General features: G+C 43.0%; 17 protein-coding genes. 8 read left to right on the top strand and 9 right to left on the bottom strand.

Annotated features, from left to right (window positions below):
• Positions 1–63 precede the first annotated feature (63 nt).
• The 5 genes from Q0394_RS09820 (at position 64) to Q0394_RS09800 (ending at position 5,712) form a co-directional block, all read left to right on the top strand.
• Positions 64–747 (top strand): amino acid racemase, encoded by a 684-nt coding sequence (locus tag Q0394_RS09820; protein WP_298947308.1) that lies wholly within the window; start codon positions 64–66, stop codon positions 745–747.
• 84 nt (positions 748–831) lie between these two features.
• Positions 832–1,590, top strand: coding sequence for a hypothetical protein (locus tag Q0394_RS09815; RefSeq protein ID WP_298947306.1), 759 nt, complete (start codon positions 832–834; stop codon positions 1,588–1,590).
• Between the two features lie 318 nt (positions 1,591–1,908).
• Positions 1,909–4,281 carry a hypothetical protein gene (locus tag Q0394_RS09810; protein WP_298947304.1) on the top strand — a complete coding sequence of 791 codons (2,373 nt, stop codon included), beginning with the start codon at positions 1,909–1,911 and terminating at the stop codon, positions 4,279–4,281.
• A 334-nt stretch (positions 4,282–4,615) separates the two neighbouring features.
• Positions 4,616–5,485, top strand: coding sequence for a hypothetical protein (locus Q0394_RS09805; RefSeq protein ID WP_298947302.1), 870 nt, complete (start codon positions 4,616–4,618; stop codon positions 5,483–5,485).
• A gap of 20 nt (positions 5,486–5,505) precedes the next feature.
• Positions 5,506–5,712: a hypothetical protein gene (locus tag Q0394_RS09800; RefSeq protein ID WP_298947300.1), complete on the top strand. Its 207-nt coding sequence runs from the start codon at positions 5,506–5,508 to the stop codon at positions 5,710–5,712.
• A 408-nt stretch (positions 5,713–6,120) separates the two neighbouring features.
• Here the strand turns inward: Q0394_RS09800 and Q0394_RS09795 are convergent, their stop codons facing one another.
• The 4 genes from Q0394_RS09795 to alaS form a co-directional block, all read right to left on the bottom strand.
• On the bottom strand, positions 6,121–8,046 hold the full coding sequence (locus Q0394_RS09795) for a PBP1A family penicillin-binding protein (protein ID WP_298947298.1): 1,926 nt from the start codon (positions 8,044–8,046) through the stop codon (positions 6,121–6,123).
• The gene (gene maf / locus Q0394_RS09790; protein ID WP_298947296.1) at positions 8,043–8,588 is read right to left on the bottom strand and encodes a septum formation inhibitor Maf; all 546 of its coding nucleotides are present in this window, start codon (positions 8,586–8,588) and stop codon (positions 8,043–8,045) included. The genes Q0394_RS09795 and maf overlap by 4 nt, the downstream gene beginning before the upstream one ends.
• Positions 8,588–9,082, bottom strand: a complete 495-nt coding sequence (locus Q0394_RS09785) for a hypothetical protein (RefSeq protein ID WP_002952473.1) — start codon at positions 9,080–9,082, stop codon at positions 8,588–8,590. Before Q0394_RS09785 ends, maf begins: the two co-directional genes overlap by 1 nt.
• Before the next feature lie 253 nt (positions 9,083–9,335).
• Positions 9,336–11,885 carry an alanine--tRNA ligase gene (alaS, locus tag Q0394_RS09780; protein WP_298947294.1) on the bottom strand — a complete coding sequence of 850 codons (2,550 nt, stop codon included), beginning with the start codon at positions 11,883–11,885 and terminating at the stop codon, positions 9,336–9,338.
• Positions 11,886–12,065: 180 nt separating this feature from the next.
• Here alaS and Q0394_RS09775 point away from each other — a divergent pair, with 180 nt between their 5' ends.
• Genes Q0394_RS09775 through Q0394_RS09765 form a run of 3 tightly spaced genes read left to right on the top strand, consistent with a single transcriptional unit; the run spans position 12,066 to position 14,351 of the window.
• The gene (locus tag Q0394_RS09775; RefSeq protein WP_298947292.1) at positions 12,066–12,926 is read left to right on the top strand and encodes a Gfo/Idh/MocA family oxidoreductase; all 861 of its coding nucleotides are present in this window, start codon (positions 12,066–12,068) and stop codon (positions 12,924–12,926) included.
• Positions 12,923–13,855: a ferrochelatase gene (gene hemH / locus Q0394_RS09770; protein WP_298947290.1), complete on the top strand. Its 933-nt coding sequence runs from the start codon at positions 12,923–12,925 to the stop codon at positions 13,853–13,855. Before Q0394_RS09775 ends, hemH begins: the two co-directional genes overlap by 4 nt.
• A 40-nt stretch (positions 13,856–13,895) precedes the next feature.
• Positions 13,896–14,351: a response regulator gene (locus tag Q0394_RS09765; RefSeq protein WP_298947288.1), complete on the top strand. Its 456-nt coding sequence runs from the start codon at positions 13,896–13,898 to the stop codon at positions 14,349–14,351.
• A 361-nt stretch (positions 14,352–14,712) separates the two neighbouring features.
• On the opposite strand, the gene raiA is transcribed toward Q0394_RS09765, so the two are convergent.
• The 5 genes from raiA to Q0394_RS09740 are packed head-to-tail and all read right to left on the bottom strand — an operon-like array spanning position 14,713 to position 20,613.
• Entirely contained in the window at positions 14,713–15,246 is a 534-nt protein-coding gene (gene raiA, locus Q0394_RS09760; RefSeq protein ID WP_298947286.1) for a ribosome-associated translation inhibitor RaiA, read from the bottom strand.
• 43 nt (positions 15,247–15,289) lie between these two features.
• Positions 15,290–15,763 (bottom strand): hypothetical protein, encoded by a 474-nt coding sequence (locus Q0394_RS09755; protein WP_298947284.1) that lies wholly within the window; start codon positions 15,761–15,763, stop codon positions 15,290–15,292.
• Positions 15,739–16,656 (bottom strand): type II secretion system protein, encoded by a 918-nt coding sequence (locus tag Q0394_RS09750; protein WP_298947282.1) that lies wholly within the window; start codon positions 16,654–16,656, stop codon positions 15,739–15,741. The genes Q0394_RS09755 and Q0394_RS09750 overlap by 25 nt, the downstream gene beginning before the upstream one ends.
• Positions 16,656–17,261 (bottom strand): type II secretion system protein, encoded by a 606-nt coding sequence (locus Q0394_RS09745; protein WP_298947280.1) that lies wholly within the window; start codon positions 17,259–17,261, stop codon positions 16,656–16,658. The genes Q0394_RS09750 and Q0394_RS09745 overlap by 1 nt, the downstream gene beginning before the upstream one ends.
• Before the next feature lie 4 nt (positions 17,262–17,265).
• Positions 17,266–20,613 carry a hypothetical protein gene (locus tag Q0394_RS09740; RefSeq protein WP_298947278.1) on the bottom strand — a complete coding sequence of 1,116 codons (3,348 nt, stop codon included), beginning with the start codon at positions 20,611–20,613 and terminating at the stop codon, positions 17,266–17,268.
• Between the last annotated feature and the right edge of the window lie 100 nt (positions 20,614–20,713).

Raw genomic sequence — 20,713 nt, 5'->3', positions numbered from 1 at the left:
GAATTTTGAGCCAAATTTAGCCGAGACTTCGCTCTCGGCTTTTTTAAATTTAAGGACTTTTTCATGAAACGAATCGGAATTTTAGGCGGCATGGGGCCGCTAGCTACGATAGATCTGTACGCCAAGATCGTAGAACTCACAAACGCCGCAAAAGATCAGGATAATATCCCCATCGTAATCGACAACCATCCGCAGATCCCCGACCGCACGGCGTATATCCTGCACGGAGGCGAGGATCCGTTTCCTTTTATGAAAGAGTCCGCGACGAGGCTCAAAAACGCGGGCTGTGAGGCTATCTGCATAGCTTGCAACACGGCTCACTATTTTGCCAAGCGTCTAACCGACGAGTGCGGCGTAAATATCCTGCACATAGCTAAAATTGCGACCGCGTCGATAAAGTCGAATTTCCCGCACGCTAAAAAGATCGCCGTCATCGCCACTACCGGCACGACCGCGGCTAAAATTTACGAAAACGAGCTAATCGCCGCGGGCCTAGAGTGCGTAAAAATCCCCGAAAATTTGATGAGCAACATCATGGACTGCATCTACAAGGGCGCGAAGGCAAACAAGCTAAAAGAGTACGTGGGTCTCTTTAACGACACGATCGCGGCTATCGAGGCTGATGCGTATATCGCGGCTTGCACGGAGATACCGCTATTTTTGCCGCATGCGACGAAAAAAGATAAATTTGTAGACGCTACTCTCGAGCTTGCTAAAGCAGCCGTCAAATTCGGCCTAGAAAAATAATCAAATTTGCGTCTAATCGGCGCAAATTTACCCCCTCTTAAAACAAATTTTTATAAAATCCAAGCTAAATTTAAAGGATAAACGATGAAATTTGGTGAATTTAAAAATGCAAAAACCTTGAGCCTGGCAAGCCTGCTTTGCGAGCAAAACCCGCAGCTAGCAAAGCAGATAAAGCAAAACGAATTTTTATATATTTCTTGCTTTGAGGATAAAATTTTAGGCACTGAAAATCTCGTTCGTTGCGAGATCGGCTCGGCTAGCTACGTGCTGGCTTTGCTTTGTAAGTACTCTCTTGACGCGGCTAAATTTGACGAGCAAACGCGCGAATATTTTGAGGGGCTAGACGAAGGGTACTTAAGCGGCGAGTGCAACGTCGGTGAGGAGGAGTTTGAGCAGATCGCGGAGTTTTTAGAGGGGTGCGAAAATATCGTGATCGATAGCTCATTTTTGGCGCATGCTGACGCGAAAAATATATTCGAGTTTTTGCAAATGCTCGGTAAAAACGTCGTTTTGGCTGACGCAGAGCAGGGTGAGTTTAAAACGGACGGCAAGCTAACGCCGTTAAAAGAACCTGAGAGCTTTGACGGTAGCGTCGTGTTTTTTATGGATGAGGCGGGCGGTTCAAATTTGAGCGATGAAACGAAAGAACTAATCGGCTCGGCGTCGTTTGCCGCGGCTGCAAAAGTAAAAGACGGCGATATAGTAAGCGTGCAGGCTAAGGGCGTAGAAGTAAAGGCTAAAATTAGGCTAGAGCCACAGATGAAGGGCACGGTTGCGCTTTGTAGGGCGAAATTTAGCGGATACGCCTTTAAGCTGGTTAAAATCGTAAAAATGGCGCAGTAACTAGCAATTTGGCGGATGGATTTATCCGCCGAGGCACGCTACACTAAATTTAATCTCAAAACTCGGTGTCATAACGTCAAATTTGACTCGGCAAGTATGGCTTTTTTGGATGGGCGGGTAAAATTTGGCTGCCGAACTAAAAAAATTAGCCCGCCAACCGCGCTCTTTAAAATCAAAATTCTATCGGTATGCCAAAGTTAAATTTAGGCTAAATAAAATTTTATCCTAATGCGCGAAATTTAGTAAAAAAATTGCCTCAAAAGCGCGTAATATTCGCTTTTATAGCGCTTTTTAAACGAAAAAGGGTATAATGGTCGCATGAGAAAATATTTTTTGCTTTTTTTACCGATTTTGGCGTTTTCTTTTAGCCTGAGCGTAAATTCGGGCGCAGAGGACGGCAGGCCCTACACAGTGATAAACATCAGCGACGAGAAGGAATTCGTCTGCAAAGAGGAGATCCTTGCCTACGACCGCAAGCTTTATTTTTGCGACATCGCTAGCGGCGCACTGCCAAAGGTCGACGATAAAATTTTAGCCCTGGCTGAAGTTAGATTTCGCGAGGAAAAAGGCGGTATGCGCGTCTATGTCGTACCGCGCGCGAGCTCGCGTTTGATCTCGTCTAGCGAGCCTCTTTACGGCGCATCCGCAGTGCCGTTTAGCAAAAACGGCGGCGCAGCCAAACGCCACGCCATCGTGATAGATCAAAATTTAAGCGAATTTAAAAAGCAAACAAACGCGGGGATAAATTTTGCCCCGATATTTGAGCAGATGACCGCGCCTAGCGTCGGACCGCTTGATCTCAACAAAGCCCCGATAGAAAGCGGCGATAGCAACGACATAAATATGTACCTGGATGTGAAAAAAAGCTACGACGCCAAGCGCTACGACGATACGATAGCCACGATCCAGACGGCGCTAAGGCGCTATCCAAACAGCATCTTTGCCAGCGAGTTTTTGCTATATAGGCTGCGCGCTTTGGATAAAATTTTAGACTCGCAAAATAGCTTCGAAGGGCTCGGCGCGGCGGACGTCGCGAGCGAAGGGCGCGCATGGATGAGGCGGTTCGTGTCGGACGAAAACTACCCCGAGGTGCTATATCTCGTGACCAAAGCCTACCTCAGGCAGGAGCTCGTTAGCGACGCGAACTACACGCTAGATATCCTCATGAACGAGCATCCAAACTCAAATTTTACCAAGCTAGCCGTTCTTGAGTTTGCCGACAGGCTCTACGTCACGGGCAGGCAGGATGAGGCGGTAAAGATGTACGAGGACGTGCTATACTCGGCGCAGACGCTAGATGTCGCTAGCCGTGCGGCTCTGAGCCTCGTGCAGGGCAGCATCGACAAGGCTAAATTTGACCGCGCCAAGGACTTTATGCTCAAAATTTTAAACAAAAATCAAGAGTACCTGCTAAACGACGCGTCCAAGCTAACGACGCTGGCTGGGGTATTTCACGAGAAAAATATGGACGATATCGCCGCGAGAATTTATGAAATTTTACTCGCTCGTCTAAATAAAAACGACGACGAGTACGAAACCGTGCTAAAAAATCTAGGAATCGCACTAACAGGCACGCCTGACACGCAAAAAGCCTACGAATACCTAAAAAGGTACCAAAACGAGTTTGCAGACGGGCAGTACGCCGCTATCGTGCAAAATGCGCTAGATAAGCTATTTTTCGCCAGAAACGACGAGAGCAACGCGACAAAGCTACACGATCACTACGACGCGCTCATCGAAAAATACGGCAAAACGGACGTCGGCGCCAAGGCGCTAAAAGAGCAGGTCGCGCTCTATCTAAAAGAGCGTAAATTTGACTCCGTCCTGCGCTATACCCAGGTCGTGCGCGATCTAAACGATACGGACGCTAGTGCGGTATTGGATCAGGCGGCATTAAATTTAGCGAGTGAAGCCATCCGTCAAAACGACTGTGTTACGGCTGTAAATTTGACCGAAAACTACGGCGTGGGCGAGAAAATCGGGGCTAAATTTAAGCTCTTTGACTGCTATATGCGCCTCTCTCGTTTCGCCGCCGCGCACGATCTCGCCTCGCAAAATATCCTTGCGCCCGACATGCTCGACCGCGTGGAGTGGCTCATCAAACTAGCCTCCGTTTTGATAAAGACGCAGAAGTATAACGACGCCTTGCGCGTAGCCGACGAGGCGCTGGCTATCGCGTCTAGGCAGGAGTATGCCGACGTCTCGCCCGTGCTTTTTTATAGATTTGAGGCGCTGATGGGGCTAGGCAGGCTCACTGACGCCGCCGCGACGATAACGGCCGTCGAGACGCTGCGCAAAAACGACTTTAAGGTCATCGAGCTCTACGACCGCATGGCCGAGGCGACGTATGGCGCGAACGACTTTTTAAACGCGTCGGTTTACGCTAAAAAGGCGATCGACCTACAAAAACGCCTACATATCGCCACATTTAGCCCAAAAATCGACTTTGAGTACATCGGCTCGCTAAGCAAGCTGGATAGACTGGACGAGGCTTTGCAAGCTGCGCAGGGGCTCGTAGATACGCGCCTAGATCCCGAAAACAGGCTGCGCGCGCTAGCTCAGATCTCGGAAATCTACATCAAGCTAAAACGCGAAAGCGAAGCAAAGCCGTATCTGAAGGAGTGCGTCGGCTCAAATTTGCAAAGCTCGTGGAAGGCTATCTGCGCCGAGCAGATGAAGCTCGTGGAGTAATTTATCCTTTTGCTTTTTAAACCCAGCTCAAATTTAGCCGGGAAACTCAGGTTAAATTTGAGTTTGCTTGCTGTGTTTTGGCTTTGCGCTGGACCTTGGCTCATGCTGGACGCGGCGCTATCTTTTTATCCGCAGATATTTTAGGGCAAACGGGTCAAATTTAAGTTGATTTTCTTTTTCTTTGCTTGATTAAATTTGCCAAGCGGCGGTAAAACGTAAAATTTTCAAAACGTAGCTACGTTTTTGCTATCAAATTTAATCCCCAAATTTAGGCGCTTTACTACGTCAAATTTGATATAATTTCTAAAATAAGCGCTTGTAAAAGGAGCTAGCCGTGAACGTAAAATTTCAAGCCGAGATGAAAGAGCTGGATGAGAAATTTGCCGCAATCTCTGAGGATGATAAAAGGCAGTACGATAGGCATAGATTTATCAGGCGGGCGACTATGACGTACTGGTCGTCGACGTTTGCCGTTTTTTATCTTTTTGCGATGTTAGCGCCGTATTTGAAATCATTTTTTGTAAACAATGGCATAGAATTGCCACCTGAAATTTTTAGCTATATTCGGGGCACTGTGATGATAGTTGCGCCTATTTTCTGGACGATTTATGTTTTAAGGCGAGATAAAACCAAACGATACAGCTATCTTTTTGTGAGGGACCAGTGGGATAGCTTCCTAGCCTTTAGGATAGAAAATTTTGCCAGCATAGTCTTGATTTTATATCCGATTTTACTTATTATCGGGTCGTTTTTCGTGAAGGATAGCGGCGGCGAATACGGCGATTATGCGTTTTTATACGGCCTTGTCGTAGTTCCGATTTGCTTGCTTGTTTTTGCCGTATGCTACTCTTTGAACATAAGCTCATATGAGCCCGCACCCGAGGGTGCAGATCTGCGCAGAGAGTCCGGTCTAGCTCAAAGCGCGAAATCAGTAGAGGAAAGACTCTGCGAGCTAAACGACCTGGACGCGGAATTTGATCAAATACCTTGGCATCTAAAAAACCGTTACGACGTGCATAGACTTATCAGGCGCGCTAGTATGGCATTTATCGGGTTTGGGCTTATGGTCTCTTATTTTGCATATTTTTTAGGCAATGTTCTATACGGGCTCGTTTCTCTTGCTGCGATACTGATTTTGCCGTATTTTTTCACGAAAATTTATCTAAAAAGCTACCCTACGAAAAATACAGCAAATTTTTTATAAAAAATCAGCGACTTTGCTTGGTGATTTTTACGGTTGAAAATTTAGCTAGCATTGCTTTGATCTTGTATCCGATTGCACTCATAATAGCGGCTCTAATCGCCAGGAATAACGAAAAGACGGCGAGCTTGCTTTTGGGCGGCTCAAACGTATTATCGGCTTGTCTGGTTATCTTTGCGGCATGCTATCTGTTTAACCGAAGTACGTATATCCCGAAAGATGAAGCGTAATTTAAAATTTGAGCATGCTTGACGCAGTTTTTGCGCCTGGCGCGGCGGTAAATTTAAGCGGCACGGACACGGCTTGTTTTTGAGGCTTGGTTAAATTTGCCGTGCAAGATAAATTTGATAAGTTTTGTAAAATTTAGACCGTTTAAATTTGGCTTCAAATTTTACCGTGTCTTTGGTTTTGGGCTTGCGGGCAAGCTTAAATTTGACGAGAGTAGAATCAACAAGCAAATCTATAAGTGCTTTTAAAATTGGATTTTAACCGTGCGAGATCAAATTTGACCGTAAAGTCCGAGCATAAATTTTAAGCAAGAGTAAAATGCGGATTAGCAAGCGGGGTTAAATTTGACGAATCAGCGGCTAAATTTGCATAGTAAATCGCTCAAATTTAGCCGACTTTATTTACGAAATTTAAAAAATCAGCCCCTCGTCATCTTGTTTTATGAGCATATCCTGGGCGTCCGGTTTAGGCACGGGCGAGATCTTCGTATATATCTCCGCTAAGCCCTCGTGCGCGGTATGAAAGACGCCTTCTGGCTCGATGAAGGTTTTTTGTTTTAGCGGGTACTCCTTCATATAGCTTTCCATAAATCTCTTAAACACCGGAGCCGCCGTACGTCCGCCGCCCTCGACCTTTCTCATCGGCGTATTATCGTCGTTGCCGTACCACACTAGCACCTCGACTTCGGGCGTAAATCCGCAAAACCACGCATCGACGTTATTATTCGTCGTGCCCGTTTTACCCGCGACTTGCACGCCGTTTAGCCTGGCGCTTTGTCCCGTGCCGCGCTCTACTACCGTCCTCATCATATCAGTCATCAGATATGCCTGCTCGGGTTCCGTAACAAATACCCGCGCAGGCTCGAAAACAGCTTCTAGATTTTGATAGTTTATGATGCGTTTTATGAGGCTTGGCTCTACTATCTCGCCGCCGTTTGGAAACATCGAGTAAAATTTAGCAAACTCTAACGGCGAGATACCGAAGCTGCCAAGCGCGATGGAGAGGTTTTTAGGTATATTTTTAAAGCCCATTTCGGTTAGTTTTTTATAAGCTGTATCAAGCCCGATCTCGTCGAGTAAATTTATCGTGGCGAGGTTGCGCGACTGGCGCAGTGCCTCTCGCAGCGTGATATAGCCCTGAAAACCGCCGCTGTAGTTTTTCGGTCGCCACTCGTACTGGCTGCCTTCGTTAAAGACCCTTGATATGTCGGCAGCCTTGCTCATCGGCGAGTAGCCCATGTCTAGGGCGATCTGATAGATAAAGGGCTTAAAGCTAGAGCCCGGCTGACGCATACTCTGCGTGGCGCGGTTGTAGCTACTTTTGGCGTAGTCTATGCCGCCTACTAGCGCGAGGATCTCACCCGTTTTAGGTAGCGTAACGACGATAGCGCCGTTTAGGATGCTAGCGTTTGCGTCTTTGTTACGTTTTAGTATCTCGTTGTAGCCGTATTTTAGCGCCTCGGACGCCATATCTTGTACCTTTAAATCGACGCTGGTTTCGATGACGTAGCCGCCGGTTTTTATATCCTCAAAGCGCTTTGAGGCCTCTTTTAGCACCTCGTCCACGATGTACGGGGCTTTATTTTGCGTGAGCGTATCGTCAAAGACTACGGGCTGCTCGACTAGCGCGGCCTTGTACTCTGCGTCGCTGATCCAGCCTAGCGCGTTCATCCTTGAGATAACGTTGTTTGCGCGGCTAAGCGATAGATCTAGGTGGCGGGTCGGGTCGTAGGTGCTGGGCGCTTTTGGTAAGCCCACTAGGATAGCAATCTCTTTTAGCGTGAGCTCGTCAAGCTCCTTTCTAAAGTATCCCTTTGCTGCGGTTTTTATGCCGTGATAGCCGTGTCCTAGATAGACGTGGTTTAGGTAGCGCTCTAGGATTTGCTCTTTGGTTAGCTCGTTTTCCAGCTTCATCGAGATGATCATCTCTTTTAGCTTACGGGTTAGCTTTTTTTCTCTGGTTAATACCATGTTTTTAACTAACTGCTGCGTTAGCGTGCTAGCGCCCTCGACTAGTTTGCCCGCCTTTATGTCTTTAACGATAGCCCGCGTGATAGCCTCGGGATTTACGCCGCCGTGTTCAAAAAAGCTCGTATCCTCGATCGCCACGAGCGCCTCGATGACGCGCGGTGGAATGTCTTCGTACTTGACGTAGACCCTATTTTCGTCAAAGATATTTGCGATGAGTTCGCCGTTTCTATCGTAAATTTGAGTCGTGAGCTTTGGCTTAAAATCAATAATATTTGACGCATCAAAGGTAACTTGCGAATAAAGATAAACAAACGCCGCGCTCAGCGAAACAAAGATAATAAACAAAATCGAAGCTAAAATTCTCATAAAAAGGCCTTTAAAATTTTCACGTTTAGCCCCATTGCGGTGCTAGTTTCACCGTTTTGGCTTAGGATGTATTTTTTGTTGAAATTTTCTATCGTCATGGCTCCTGCTTTACCCTGCCAAAGATCGCCCGATAGGTAGTTTTGTAGGTCGGCTTCGTCAAATTTAGCAAATTTATACTCGGCAAAGCTTACGTTAATAAGCTCGAATTTCTCGCCCAAAAATATCATCGCGGTTACGATCCTGGCGGTACTCCCGCTTTGCATTTGCAGCATTTTAAAAGCTTCTTTTTGGTCCTTTGCTTTGCCTAAAATTTTACCGTCGCACACGACGATGCTATCGGCAAAAACGACGTTTTTTACTCCACTGTTTGCCTTTAAAAATTGCTCTTTTTTTGCCGCGACGATCTTTTGAACGTAAACGTGCGGCGGTAAATTTTTATCTACGCCGCTCTCGTCGTAGTCGAAAAAAACCTGCTCAAATTTAACACCGTGATCTCGTAAAACCTTAGCTCTCGTAACCGAGCTCGAAGCCAAAATAATCATCAAAACTCCCTATAAGATACGCCAAGATATGCCGCCAGCAGCGCAAACGCCACGTTTAGCGGGATGAAGTAGTAAATCGTAACTATGAGATTCTCGTGAAGCTCGACGTATTCGCTATTTTGCAGGGATTTTGAGGCTTTATTTAGGCGGTACGTGACGTAAATAACGTTTAAAAATAAAAATCCCCAGATCGCCCATTTCGTCGTTAAAATCGTGTTTAGCATCGGATCGGCGTTTTTGATCGCGTTTTGCTTGGCTAGTATCGCGCCCGTCACGCCCATTACGGCGATCGAGCCGTAGATCGCGTAGCCTAGGCGCTTTAGCATGGAGATTATCGTTTGGTATTTTTGCGTGTCGCCTTCGATATTTTTCATAAAAAATTTAGCGATGAGTAAAAAATTTGCTTGAAATCCGATAAAAACGACCACGGAGAGGATGTGGATAAAGGGTAGGGCGCTGCTAATCTTTGCAAAAGCTATGTTAAATTCGGGCATTTGTCCCCTTTGATCTAAAATTTTCTCGCGCTAAAGTAAATTTGACGGCGGTAAAACTCGGCGCCAAAATGCGCGAATAAAATAAACTCATAAACTTATATTTTCCTTTAAATTTTATATTGGCTCGTAAAACGCAAATTTCGGATTTGCTTTGCGGCGTTAAATTTAGTTTTGCAAAAATTTGCTCAAATTTTACGCCACAAAAACCGCGGTCAAATTTAAGCGATTTTCTTAAATTTGACCGACGCCAAGCTTATTTTTCCAGCTTGATTTTAGCAAACTCAAACGCCTGCCTGATCGCATCCTCTATCGCTAGTACGTTTTTACCGCCCGCGGTGGCGAAATCATCCTTGCCCCCGCCGTTTCCGCCTAAAATTTGAGCCGTAAATTTGACCCACTCGCCCGCTCTTAAAGCCGCATTTTTCACGCCGGCGGCCAGAGCGATCTTGCCCTCCTCGTTTACTTGCACGAGCAGGATCGCCGCCTTTTCGTTCTCGTTTTTAAACTCGTCTATCGTGGCTTTTATGTCGCCGCCGTCAAGCACAGCGACGCAAAGCTTTGTCTCGTTTACGTTCACTACCGCCAGCGCGTGCGCGTCTTTGGCTTGCTTGGTCTTGTCTTTTAGGTTTTTTATTTCGGCTTTTAGTTTTTTTACCGCATTCATCGGCTCGGCGCTTTTTAGCTCGGTTTTTAGCTCTTCGATCTCGCCGCGCCAGGCTTTTGCTAGATTTAGCGCGGCCTTAGAGCACACCGCTTCGATCCTACGTACGCCCGCGCTCACGCCGCCTTCTTTAGTGATGAAAAACGCTCCGATTTGGCTTAAATTTGCTACGTGTGTACCGCCGCAAAGCTCCTTGCTAACCTCGCCGAAGCTTAGCACGCGCACCTTGTCGGCGTATTTTTCGCCAAATAGCGCGATTGCGCCGCTATTTTTGGCTTCCTCGATGTCCATTATCTCTGTTTTTGCCGCGATACTTTCGGCGATTGCGCTATTGACGAAATTTTCGATCTTTGTTAGCTCTTCCGCCGTCACTGCCTTTGGATGCGAGAAGTCAAACCTGAGCCTGCTAGCCTCGACGCTAGATCCGGCCTGCGCGATATGCGTTCCCAGAACGCTTCTAAGCGCGGCATGGAGTAGGTGCGTGGCGCTGTGGTGGCGCGCGATCTCGGCTCTTTGCTCGCTTACTTTTAGCTTCACGGTATCGCCGATTTTAAGCTCTTTTTTAACCGCAACGTTTGATAAATTTAGCCCGAAAAACTTCTGCGTATCTAGTACATCGGCCACGCCCTCTATCTCGCCGCTGTCGCCTGCCTGGCCGCCGCTTTGCGCGTAAAAAGGCGTCACGTCAAACATCGCCCAGCCTTGTTCGCCCGCTTTTAAAATTTGAGTTTCTTTAAAATCCTCGTCGAGCAGTGCTAAAACCCTGCTCGTGCGCTCAAGCTCCTCGTAACCGCTAAATTTATTTTCGCCGAATTTCTCTAAAAGCGCCTTAAAATCGCCCTTTGCGCTCTTGTCACCGCTGCCTTTCCAAGCAGCCTTAGCGCGCGCTTTTTGCTCGCTCATTAACTCGTCAAATTTAGCTTCATCGACTTTGAGTCCTTTTTCGCGTAGCATATCGGCCGTGAGGTCTAGCGGGAAGCCGAACGTGTCGTAAAGCTTAAACGCTGCCTCGCCGCTAAAAATATCTTTCGTGCGCGCTAGCTCGCTCTCAAAAAGCTCGAGTCCGCTTGCGATCGTAGCTAAAAATCTCTCTTCTTCGAGCCTGATTTGCTCCTTTACCGCCGCTTTTTTCTCGTTTAGGTAGGCGTAGTGGCCGCCCATTAGCTCGCAGACTTTATCGACGAGGCGGTACATAAACGGTTCTTTTATACCTAGCAAATATCCGTGCCTGATCGCGCGGCGCAGGATACGGCGAAGCACATAGCCGCGGCCCTCTTTGTCAAATGTAGTACCCTGAGCTAGCAGGAAAGTCACTGAGCGGATGTGGTCGCTGATGACGCGGTAGCTAGCGCCACTCTCGTAAGCATAAGGTTTACCGCAAAGCGCGGCTACTTCGTTTATAAGAGGCATAAAAAGCGAACTGTCGTAGTTGCTAAATTTGCCTTCCATTATCGCCGTGACGCGCTCAAGGCCCATGCCCGTGTCTATACTTGGTTTTGGTAGCGGAGTCAGCTTGCCGTCGCTACTGCGCTCGTACTGCATAAAGACTAGGTTCCAAATTTCAAGAAATCTATCGCCGTCGCCGCCCATGTAGTCCTCAGGCGTGTTAAAGTGCTCGCTGCCTTGGTCGTAGAAGATCTCCGAGCACGGTCCGCATGGCCCAGTATCGCCCATCTGCCAGAAGTTATCGTGATCGCCGAATCTATAAATGCGCTCCTTTGCTATGTGCTGCTCCCATAGCGCAAACGCCTCATCGTCGCTCTCGTGAACGGTCACGTAGAGGCGGTCTTTTGGTAGTTTTAGCACCTGCGTTACAAACTCCCACGCGTACGCGATCGCGTCTTTTTTGAAGTACTCGCCGAAGCTAAAGTTTCCAAGCATCTCAAAAAACGTGTGGTGGCGCGCGGTGTAGCCGACGTTGTCTAGGTCGTTGTGCTTGCCGCCTGCGCGGATGCAGGTCTGACAGCTTGTGCGGATCGGCGGAGTAGGGCGCGGCACTTCGCCGGTGAAAATGCTCTTAAACGGCACCATGCCGGCATTTGTAAAAAGTAGCGTAGCATCGTTTGGCACTAGCGGTGCAGACGGGATGATCTCATGACCTTTGCTTGCGAAAAAATTTAAATAAGCCTCTCTAATATCCATCGTTTTATTCCTGATTAAAGTTTTAAAATAGGGCTGATTTTAGCATAAATTTAATAAAACTTGTTTGAGGCCCGCTATAAAAAGGCGTCGGTAAAATTTAAAAATCGCTCGCATTATCCGTTTAATTACTATTTTTTACTATAATTGCCTAAAAAACATTAAATTTTGGAAAAAAAGATTATGAAAAAACGAGTTGCGATAATAGGATTTGGAAACGACGCAAAGCACTACTATAACGAGCTTCGCCGCTCGGAGCACTTTGAACTGGCGGCGATTTTTGACGGCGTTAAAAATAGCGAAATTTGCGGACGAATTCCTGTTTACGATAATATAAACGACCTTTTGGACTCCGTACGGATCGACGCTCTCATTGTAACTGATACGCATAAATATCTAAATTTGATACCAAAATGCCTAAATTTTATAAAATTTATCATGCTTGATCCTTGGCTTTGCAAATCAGGCGAAATAAGGGAGCTAAAATACTGCTTTAAATCCCAAAATATAGGCGCTTACGTGGCTTTTATAGATAGATTTAATCCCATTATCGCCTCTATAAAAAAAGAACTCGCCAAAGAAAAAGATATTTTTTCGATAAATATCGCTCGAGGGTTTAGTAGGGGCGTAAATTTGCAGCTTGAAATTTTACAAAACATCGATGTTGCAAGGTTTATAACGGGTAGCGAGATAATCTTTAGCAATAAAGTTTCAATCCAAAACGACGACAAAAGAAGCGAAACAGACTCGCTTTTCCAGCTTAAATTTAAAAACCAGACGCTAGCTAGTATCCACAACTCAAAGCGCTTTAAAGCAGAACGCTTTACGATCGAATTTGCCGCGAACGGGGGTGTGTATTTCGGCGATATGCTGGGCCTTAAGCTAAACAAATACACGCTTGACGGGCAGCAAAATTTAAAGGTTTATGGCGACGTTTCGCCGATTAAAGCGTTACTAAACGAGTTTTATCAGGCATGTTGCGGCGCAAAAAGCGATCTAAGTACGCTCGAAGACACACTAAAGGCTCAGGAGGTTTGCGAATGAGGCTAATTTTACTGCTAAATATGGGTGGACCAAACGACCTTAGCGAGGTTGAGGTATTCTTAAAAAATATGTTTAACGACCCGTATATCCTGGGGATAAAAAGCCCGTTTTTGCGCAAATTTGTTGCGTTTATGATAACCAAATCGCGCCTAAAAACCGCGCAAAATAACTACCGTCAAATCGGCAGCAAGTCGCCTATCTGCGAGCTTACGGCGAAACTATGCGGTAAAATTTCGCATTTTTTAGACGATGATACGGCGGTAGCTTTTGCGATGAACTACACGCCGCCTTTTGCGAAGGATGTTTTAGCTGAGTTTACGGAGGCTTCGGAGATCGTCGTTTTTCCTCTCTATCCGCACCATTCGTTTACGACCGTAACGTCTAGTATAAGCGACTTTGAAAAGGCGCGGGCCGAGCTAAATTTAAAGGCGAAAGTAAAAATCGTGGAGCCTTTTTTTGAGGACGAGAGATATAACGAGATCATCGCAGACGGTATCGAAAAAGCTGCAAGTAATCTAAACTCAGGCGAGATAACGCTGGTGTTTTCGGCGCACTCTTTGCCGCAAAAGATGGTCGATGCGGGCGATATATATGAGGAGCACGTCAAGCGTCATGTTCAAATTTTAACCGAAATTTTGGAAAAGCGAGGAGTTAAATTTAAGCAAATTTTGCTCGCATACCAGTCAAAGCTAGGCCCCGTAAAGTGGCTCAAACCCTCGCTAAATCAGGCATTAGCCGAGATAAAAGATAAAAAAGCGCTTGTTTATCCGATCTCCTTTTGTATCGACAACTCCGAAACCGTTTTTGAGCTATCAAAGGAATTTCGCCATATCGCAGACGAGCTAAAATTTAATTTTTACGACGTCGTAGCCTGCCCAAACGACGACGATAAATTTGCTAAATTTATCGCAGATAGAGCTAAGGAATAAAATTTGCTTGCGATAACGTATCTTTTATAAAGGATGCGAAATGACGATCGAAGAGCAAAAATTTATCCAAAAGATTTTGGCCGAGCTTGCGCAAAAAGCCATAGAAAAGAGCGCAAAAGCGGCAAAAGAGGGCGACTTTGAACAGGAGCTCAAAAAAGCTACCGTACAGGTAAAAACCTCTAAAGAGCCTGATGTAGATGGATTTAAAAGGACTCTTACCGAGCTTGGAGCGGCTGGATTTTTATCGCAGATGAACGAACAAAAAATCCAGGAAAAATTAAGGGTCAAAAAAGAGGAGCTGATGGAGGCTTTAGGGCTAAATACCGATATGAAAAAAAGCCTAAGAGATGAGCTTGAAGCCGTGCTAGATGATCTTTTGACTAAATATGAAAAAGAGCTCCGAGCTAGTTTACAAAGCAACTCCTTGCTAGAAAAACAGCAATCTTTACAAAATAAAAATCCGTCGATGCTGGGGTCGGTTTTGGGTATCGTATAAATTTGGCGTAGTTTTAAGTCGCGGCGAGTCGGCGGTAAAATTTGAGTTTGATGCTTAGTGATTAAAGCCTTAAAAGCTTGACGAGGCTAAATTTGCATGTTTTGAGTGTGGTTGCCTATAGGGTTTTTGGTTGATGAAAAAAATTTCACATAAAGTGGCTATTTTCTTTTACAATCATCAAATTTAAAAATAGCTTTTCAAACTTGTATTTAAAACTACCTATCGGTGTTACACAAATTTGCTTATCATTAAAATTTAAGCAATGCGTCGCAAAGTCGGTAATAAATGATTGAAATTTGACTGGTAGTTTTTGTGTATTTGAAAAAGTAAAAAGGCGAGAGTTTATCTCGCCTAAATTTGATTAATAAAGTCCAAATTTGCCGTCAGAGCGCTTGTAGATCACGCGCATTTTGGCGTCCATATCGTTAAATACGTAAAACTGTGCATCACTATCTTTTAGCTTTTGCATAGCCTCCTCTATCTCTAGTGGTTTATATAGCTCAAGCTCCATAGGGATTATCTCATCTACCTCGCCGTCGTTCATATGTTCGTCGGCAATCGCAGCTCTAACAGCTTTGCCATCGTCTTTATTTTTGACGGTTGTGTTTTTGTCGTGCTCGCGGCGAAGCACCTTTGATGCGCGCTCAAGTGCAAGATCAACTGCGGCGTATAAATCTTTGTCTTTTTGACATATTACGATTGTGTCTTTTCTCGCTAAATTTATCGCAAATTCGACCGTAAAACCCTTTTTGCCATTTTTTTCATCTGCCGAGATGACGCAACGCCCTGAAATGATGTCTAGATTATATTTTCCAAGAGCATCAAATGCATTCTCTACATAACCTTTTATAGAGTCTGTTAGCTCAAATTGTTTACCTACAATGCTTGTGTTCATTATATGGCTCCTTTATTAGAAATGTGCCATATTATAGCACATATTAGAGCTTTTGGATAGTACGTCTATGGAATCTAATGGGAGTATTTATGATAGTTTTATTTGCATCTACTGTAACATCAAGTATTACGGTACCTTTGGATGCATCTGTGGATATGGTGGTACCACAGCCGTTAATGTCGCCAAAAATTTGGACTACATCGACAGTAACCTTAAATAAAGAAGCACTGCCTCCATCTGGTGTAAAATTTGTATCTACAATTCTTCTATTACCGTTGGAATCAGGGCAGTTTGCCGCACTAAAAGTCATGCCTAGCAAATTTTGCACCGCTATCTCTGTGGCGCCTTGTGCCAGAAGTTCTGCTTGCTCCCTTAAAAAGATGTCGGTAGTGTGTTTTGCAGTAGCGGAAGATAGACTAAGCGCAAATGTACCAAGAGTGGCTACTAAAACCATAAAAAAGATTGCCATGACCATTGTAAATCCGCGTCTCATTAGTATATAGCCTTTGTTTTGCATACGGTAGTTTCCTCTTCACCATTGCCAAGCGATCTGCCAGCATCTCTCATGCATAGTTTAAGTACCATCATGCCATTTACTTCTGTGAAGTTAAATCTAGTAACATTTGTGGCAATTATAGAACCATTTGAATTTTTACCATTATATTGATTGTCGGCTCCTAATAACCATGGACGATAGTTATAACGCAATACTAAATTAGAGTCGCCATTGGCAGAAGGGATTCCGGGAACAATAGCATAAGCTGTATGGAGTAGATAGTAATACTCTGATATATCGGTTCCTTTATATGTAGGCATAGTCAAATTTGTAGTGCTACCTGTTGTAGTATTGACTATCCCTATTGATTTTGCATTTGTTTTGTCATATCCAAATGATGTATTTACGTTTGCACCAAGGCCTCTAAAGTATATTCCGACAGTGCTGTTATCAAGTGTGGCTTTTTTGTTTGTCAGATCCGATATTGTATTGTTTGCTATAGTTAAGTTGCTACCCGGTGTTTCTATCTTTCCGCCGCCACCACCTGGTGTAGCTGGTGGAGTAGTATTTGCATTTTGAAGATCTGTAAAGCCACTCCATCCCCCATCTTGAAAACTTTCATAACTATAACTTATCCACTCTAGGATAGTGTAGTCTTGATTAAGCCCTGCATCAGAGGTGGACACGAATTCTCCTGTAGGCTTTCTGCCTATCGTAGATTCTTTTATGCGAAACATAAGTCTTTTAGAAATTTGTTCTAATACTATTTCTGTTTGAGCCTCAAGAGTATTTATTGCTCTGCTCTGTAAATAGCCTTTATATACATTTAGTATTATATCTGTGCTTAGAATGGATAAAATTCCAGTGATAATCAAAACAACTGTTAGTTCAAGAAGTGTAAAGGCTTTTTTCATTACCATGATCTTTTCTGTATAATAGGACTATCGCCTATATTTGATGAATAGGCTCTAAGTATTATATTTATATCTGGACTAGCGTGTGCGGTTGTTGTTATTTCTATAACTTTGATATTATTCTTTGCCGCTCCTGTCATGTCTTGTGTTTCAACTTTTGTCTTCATTGTTGCACTAAGTATATTATCTCTGTTGTAAGTTGTAGATTCTGGATTAACGGTAAATTCTAATTCTTTTTTATTAAACCAGCTTATGCTTTTTTCCCCTTGAGAAGTTGCAGTTGGAGGTAGGCAGCTATTACCCGATGCAGCTGAAAACGTCCTTCTATCGGTTTCCGAAATTCCGTTTTTTGTATAGAAATTATCCGTAGGATTACCATTAAAAATAGGAGTAGGTTTACCTATAAGAGAAGTGTCGTTTACGCAACCCCATGGTGCTTTAAGTATAAGAGCTATACGTGTTTTAGTGTCCATTACGCTTTGTTGAATTATAGCTGATGTATTGTTTTTTGCATTTTGTATTATTATTGTGGGAATAGATAAAAAAACTATCCCCATAACTACAATAGAAACTACAAGCTCAAGCAAAGAAAAACCGCGCCTCATATTATCACCACTCTAGTCTTCTATTTGTTTGACTTGGTATGTCTTCTAGCTTACTTCCGCCTACCACAGAACCTACTCCGGCTTTGTTTTTGCCTTCTTTGTTTAGGGATTGTCCTCCCCATACAGTACCATCTGTAAATTCTACTATAAAATCATTCGTCTTTGCGTTTTTATCAACTTGGTTAAATAAAAGCCAAGAAGAGGCTTCCATTTTTATAGTATCAGAACCAGGAATTGAGCTTGATAAAAATATTTTTTCAATACCATCTTGTACGGATTTTTTTACAGATACATTCGTAGAAGGAGAATTTGGCTTATAGCTTTTAACTTGACCCATATCGGTGCCGTCATGTTCTGCATTGACAAACCAGTTTGCTTGATCCGGAAATAAATCGGCGGTTTTTGCTATAATATATTTGTCTGTATCGCAAAGATTGCAGTATACGCCAAAGTATACATTGTGATCAAAACCTTTTTTAGGACCAGATTTTTTAGGAGCATATACTCTTCCGTAATAAAAATTAGCATTTGTTTCATTTGCGGCATTGGGTTTTTTGTAAGTTGCTCCCGCTACCGAATCCGCATCACTTATATTTTTAAATTCAAAAATTTTACTATTTACGGTAAAAGGGTTTCTAGGCGCAGTAATATTTTTATCAAAATTAAACCTCACTTCTCCACTTGCGATTGCTGTGGCATCACTAAAGACTGTATTTAATATTTGATATTGGCCGATGTTACCAGTGCCTCTTGTTGTTTTTTTAATGTTTAAATTGGTTGCATTATCAAAAAACAAAAGATCGTTTCTTAATTGGGCTACATCTGTTATATTATTTCCATTATTATCTATTGTGTATTCAGGTATTAACTGGTCTATATCTAGTGTAAAATTTACATTTTTAGCATAACAATTTTTTGTATATAGTCTAGCTATGCTTCTTCCCGCATCATCAATTCTTGCTTGAGCATTAAACAATACTTTAGCATACATTCCTGGATCGCTTGAAGTATATGTCATATTGTTTGCAAAATTTGAAACGGTTACATTGTCTATTAATATATCATTAGGCAAGAAAGTGAAGTCAAAAGTTGATTTAATATCACAACCTATCTTTCCTTCCGTGTTCGGTGTGATGGAATCGCTACCAGCTATACAATCGCTAGAGGCTCGGTCTACAAGCGTAAAAGATGAGTCTTGTAGTGTAAGTTTTGCAGGGCCTATATCTGGGTAAGAGAAATTGATTGCACCGGATTTATAAAAATTTGCTTTTCCCATATTAAAATCAGCGCTTATTTTGTGACCTGCTATTTCTGATAATACACTCGAGCTTATGTTATCTTTGCATATTTCACTTGGAGTTGATTCAAATTGAACTATATCTAATGCAGGATCCTTTCCTGGTGCTATTTCAGTAGATTTGGTTTCTAAAATTCTAGTATATCCGGTGGCTATATTATTTTTATTAAATACCGCTACGGCTCCTTTTTCGGCATAGTTTCTTCCCCCTATTAAATTCTGTAAATCGGAATCGCCTAAAAAGCTGCCAGATGAAGTGTTATACATCATAAATTTTTCAGGTCTTATGGAGAATCTGTCTGAAAAACAGTTTACTATAGTCCTTTTTTTAGGCGGTGCAGTAGGATTTTGAGGGTCTATAACAGGATCTTGAGCTGGATCTATATAGGATAACCTAAATGTTAATGATGGATAAGCATTATTTATCAATAGCTTATCTTTTGGTATTTCTATAATTCCTGTACTCTTGTTAAATTTCAGACCTTCTATTTTAGGTATTATGGATCCTCCACCACAATCCTCAACTATCTCAACGCTTACATCTAAATTCTCGGATGGACCTTTAGGGGTTTCGTTGTTTTTTAAGTTTTCGTCCATATAGACGATCTTTGTATTAAATCCTTTTCCTGCAAGCTGAGTATAAAGGTTTTCTGAATCACCTTTTTTGGCAAAATTATGATTGACTGCCTTAAATCCCGCTATATTAAAAATAGACAAGAAATAATCTTTCTTCTCACATTTTTTTATAATTATGCCATCATTATATTTTAAATTTAATGCTTCATTGGAGAATGTGGCTTTATAAGTACTCTCTTTAAAATTTTCATTTAATGATATATCGTATTGAACAAAAGCACTGTCTGTAGGATTGAGTCTACCACCGTTTCCACTATCGGCGCCTTGTCCTATATTAACTTTAATACCATTTGTAATCTTTTTTTGAAGATCTTTATTGTCTTTGTTGTGAGAGCCGAGTATGAAATTGGAGTTTCCTGCATTATACTTATGAATATATGTGCTATTGTCTTTATATGTTCCGCTTGTCGGATCTATATTTGCAATTATTGATAGCTTTTCTACTCTTTCATTTGTTTTGTTTTTTATGCTAAGCTGAACTCTTAAAATATCATCCTTTTTTAAAACAGTTTTTGCTCCGTTGATTGTGCTAACTTCTTTAAAGGTCGCATTGTTATCGTTTTTTCTTTTATAAAGTAGCTTTTCTTCATAGCAAACATTTGGTACATATAAGTCTGTAGAAAATGCCACTAGCCCAACTGTAGCTTCATCTCCCATTGAAGAGCCGCCGTTTGTAACAACTTTTGCACTCAATTTAGCATAGGCATTTGTTTGGCCATGGCTCATTAACTCAGAAATATCATATATATCCAAATCCATACTTGCGTTGTATATCTTGTTTGGATTCATATGTTTGTTAAATCTAGCAATGGTACTATTAAACTGAGAGCCTTTTGGGTTGATTGAATCTGCGCCGGAAACAAATACTGAATTATTATCCGAGTATTGGTCGCTTTTGTTTTTTTTCAGCTGGATATCTTCGGCTAATACCTCTTTTGCTGCACCAAATGATAAAATTGTTAAAGATGCATCAAATTTGCCGCTTATTGGGGTATAGAAGTCTTTAAATTCCATTTCTGTGCTAGCATCACCATATAGAGGGGTTAAGGGTTTTATGCCATCATATATATTGATACCTTTTGGTTTCATATTATGATTTTCTGTGGTTCCAAAATCATAAACTATAACCAAAGCCCATCCTCCATAGGTAGGGGAGGCCACATTTCTATACCATACACCGTCTAAAGGGTTGCTTGGATTATATAACGATACAAAGCCTGGAACACGCGGTGGAGTGCCAGCAAAAACTTTTATGTCTCCTGCGCTAAAGGTTCTTCCTGGCGATGTTGTGCCTAATGCTTTCTTAACTATATCTGTTACATCATAGCTTGCTTGATATTGAAATCTAAAGCCTAAATTTGTAAGTGAGCCAAACCATTTTGTATCTTTTTCTAAGGCTTGTAGGGTTTTATAACTCATACCTCCGGTACTATTAGGATACCCAAATTTTATCTGATTAAATCCTTGTATGATACACCCTACGAAACACCCCGAGCTTATCCAAAGCTGGTCTCTCAAA

The sequence above is a fragment of the uncultured Campylobacter sp. genome (assembly GCF_938039205.1).
In the GTDB taxonomy this organism is placed as follows: Bacteria; Campylobacterota; Campylobacteria; order Campylobacterales; family Campylobacteraceae; genus Campylobacter_A.
Note: the sequence above shows the minus strand (reverse complement) of the source record. Positions and strands in the feature narration are given on the sequence as shown.

Bases quoted from the DNA above. Each gene is read 5' to 3' on its own strand.
- Q0394_RS09820 (WP_298947308.1), top strand. From the start codon at position 64: ATGAAACGAATCGGAATTTTAGGCGGCATGGGGCCGCTAGCTACGATA.
- Q0394_RS09815 (WP_298947306.1), top strand. From the start codon at position 832: ATGAAATTTGGTGAATTTAAAAATGCAAAAACCTTGAGCCTGGCAAGC.
- Q0394_RS09810 (WP_298947304.1), top strand. From the start codon at position 1,909: ATGAGAAAATATTTTTTGCTTTTTTTACCGATTTTGGCGTTTTCTTTT.
- Q0394_RS09795 (WP_298947298.1), bottom strand. From the start codon at position 8,046: ATGAGAATTTTAGCTTCGATTTTGTTTATTATCTTTGTTTCGCTGAGC.
- maf (WP_298947296.1), bottom strand. From the start codon at position 8,588: ATGATTATTTTGGCTTCGAGCTCGGTTACGAGAGCTAAGGTTTTACGA.
- Q0394_RS09785 (WP_002952473.1), bottom strand. From the start codon at position 9,082: ATGCCCGAATTTAACATAGCTTTTGCAAAGATTAGCAGCGCCCTACCC.
- alaS (WP_298947294.1), bottom strand. From the start codon at position 11,885: ATGGATATTAGAGAGGCTTATTTAAATTTTTTCGCAAGCAAAGGTCAT.
- Q0394_RS09775 (WP_298947292.1), top strand. From the start codon at position 12,066: ATGAAAAAACGAGTTGCGATAATAGGATTTGGAAACGACGCAAAGCAC.
- hemH (WP_298947290.1), top strand. From the start codon at position 12,923: ATGAGGCTAATTTTACTGCTAAATATGGGTGGACCAAACGACCTTAGC.
- Q0394_RS09765 (WP_298947288.1), top strand. From the start codon at position 13,896: ATGACGATCGAAGAGCAAAAATTTATCCAAAAGATTTTGGCCGAGCTT.
- raiA (WP_298947286.1), bottom strand. From the start codon at position 15,246: ATGAACACAAGCATTGTAGGTAAACAATTTGAGCTAACAGACTCTATA.
- Q0394_RS09755 (WP_298947284.1), bottom strand. From the start codon at position 15,763: ATGCAAAACAAAGGCTATATACTAATGAGACGCGGATTTACAATGGTC.
- Q0394_RS09750 (WP_298947282.1), bottom strand. From the start codon at position 16,656: ATGAAAAAAGCCTTTACACTTCTTGAACTAACAGTTGTTTTGATTATC.
- Q0394_RS09745 (WP_298947280.1), bottom strand. From the start codon at position 17,261: ATGAGGCGCGGTTTTTCTTTGCTTGAGCTTGTAGTTTCTATTGTAGTT.
- Q0394_RS09740 (WP_298947278.1), bottom strand. From the start codon at position 20,613: ATGAGTTATAAAACCCTACAAGCCTTAGAAAAAGATACAAAATGGTTT.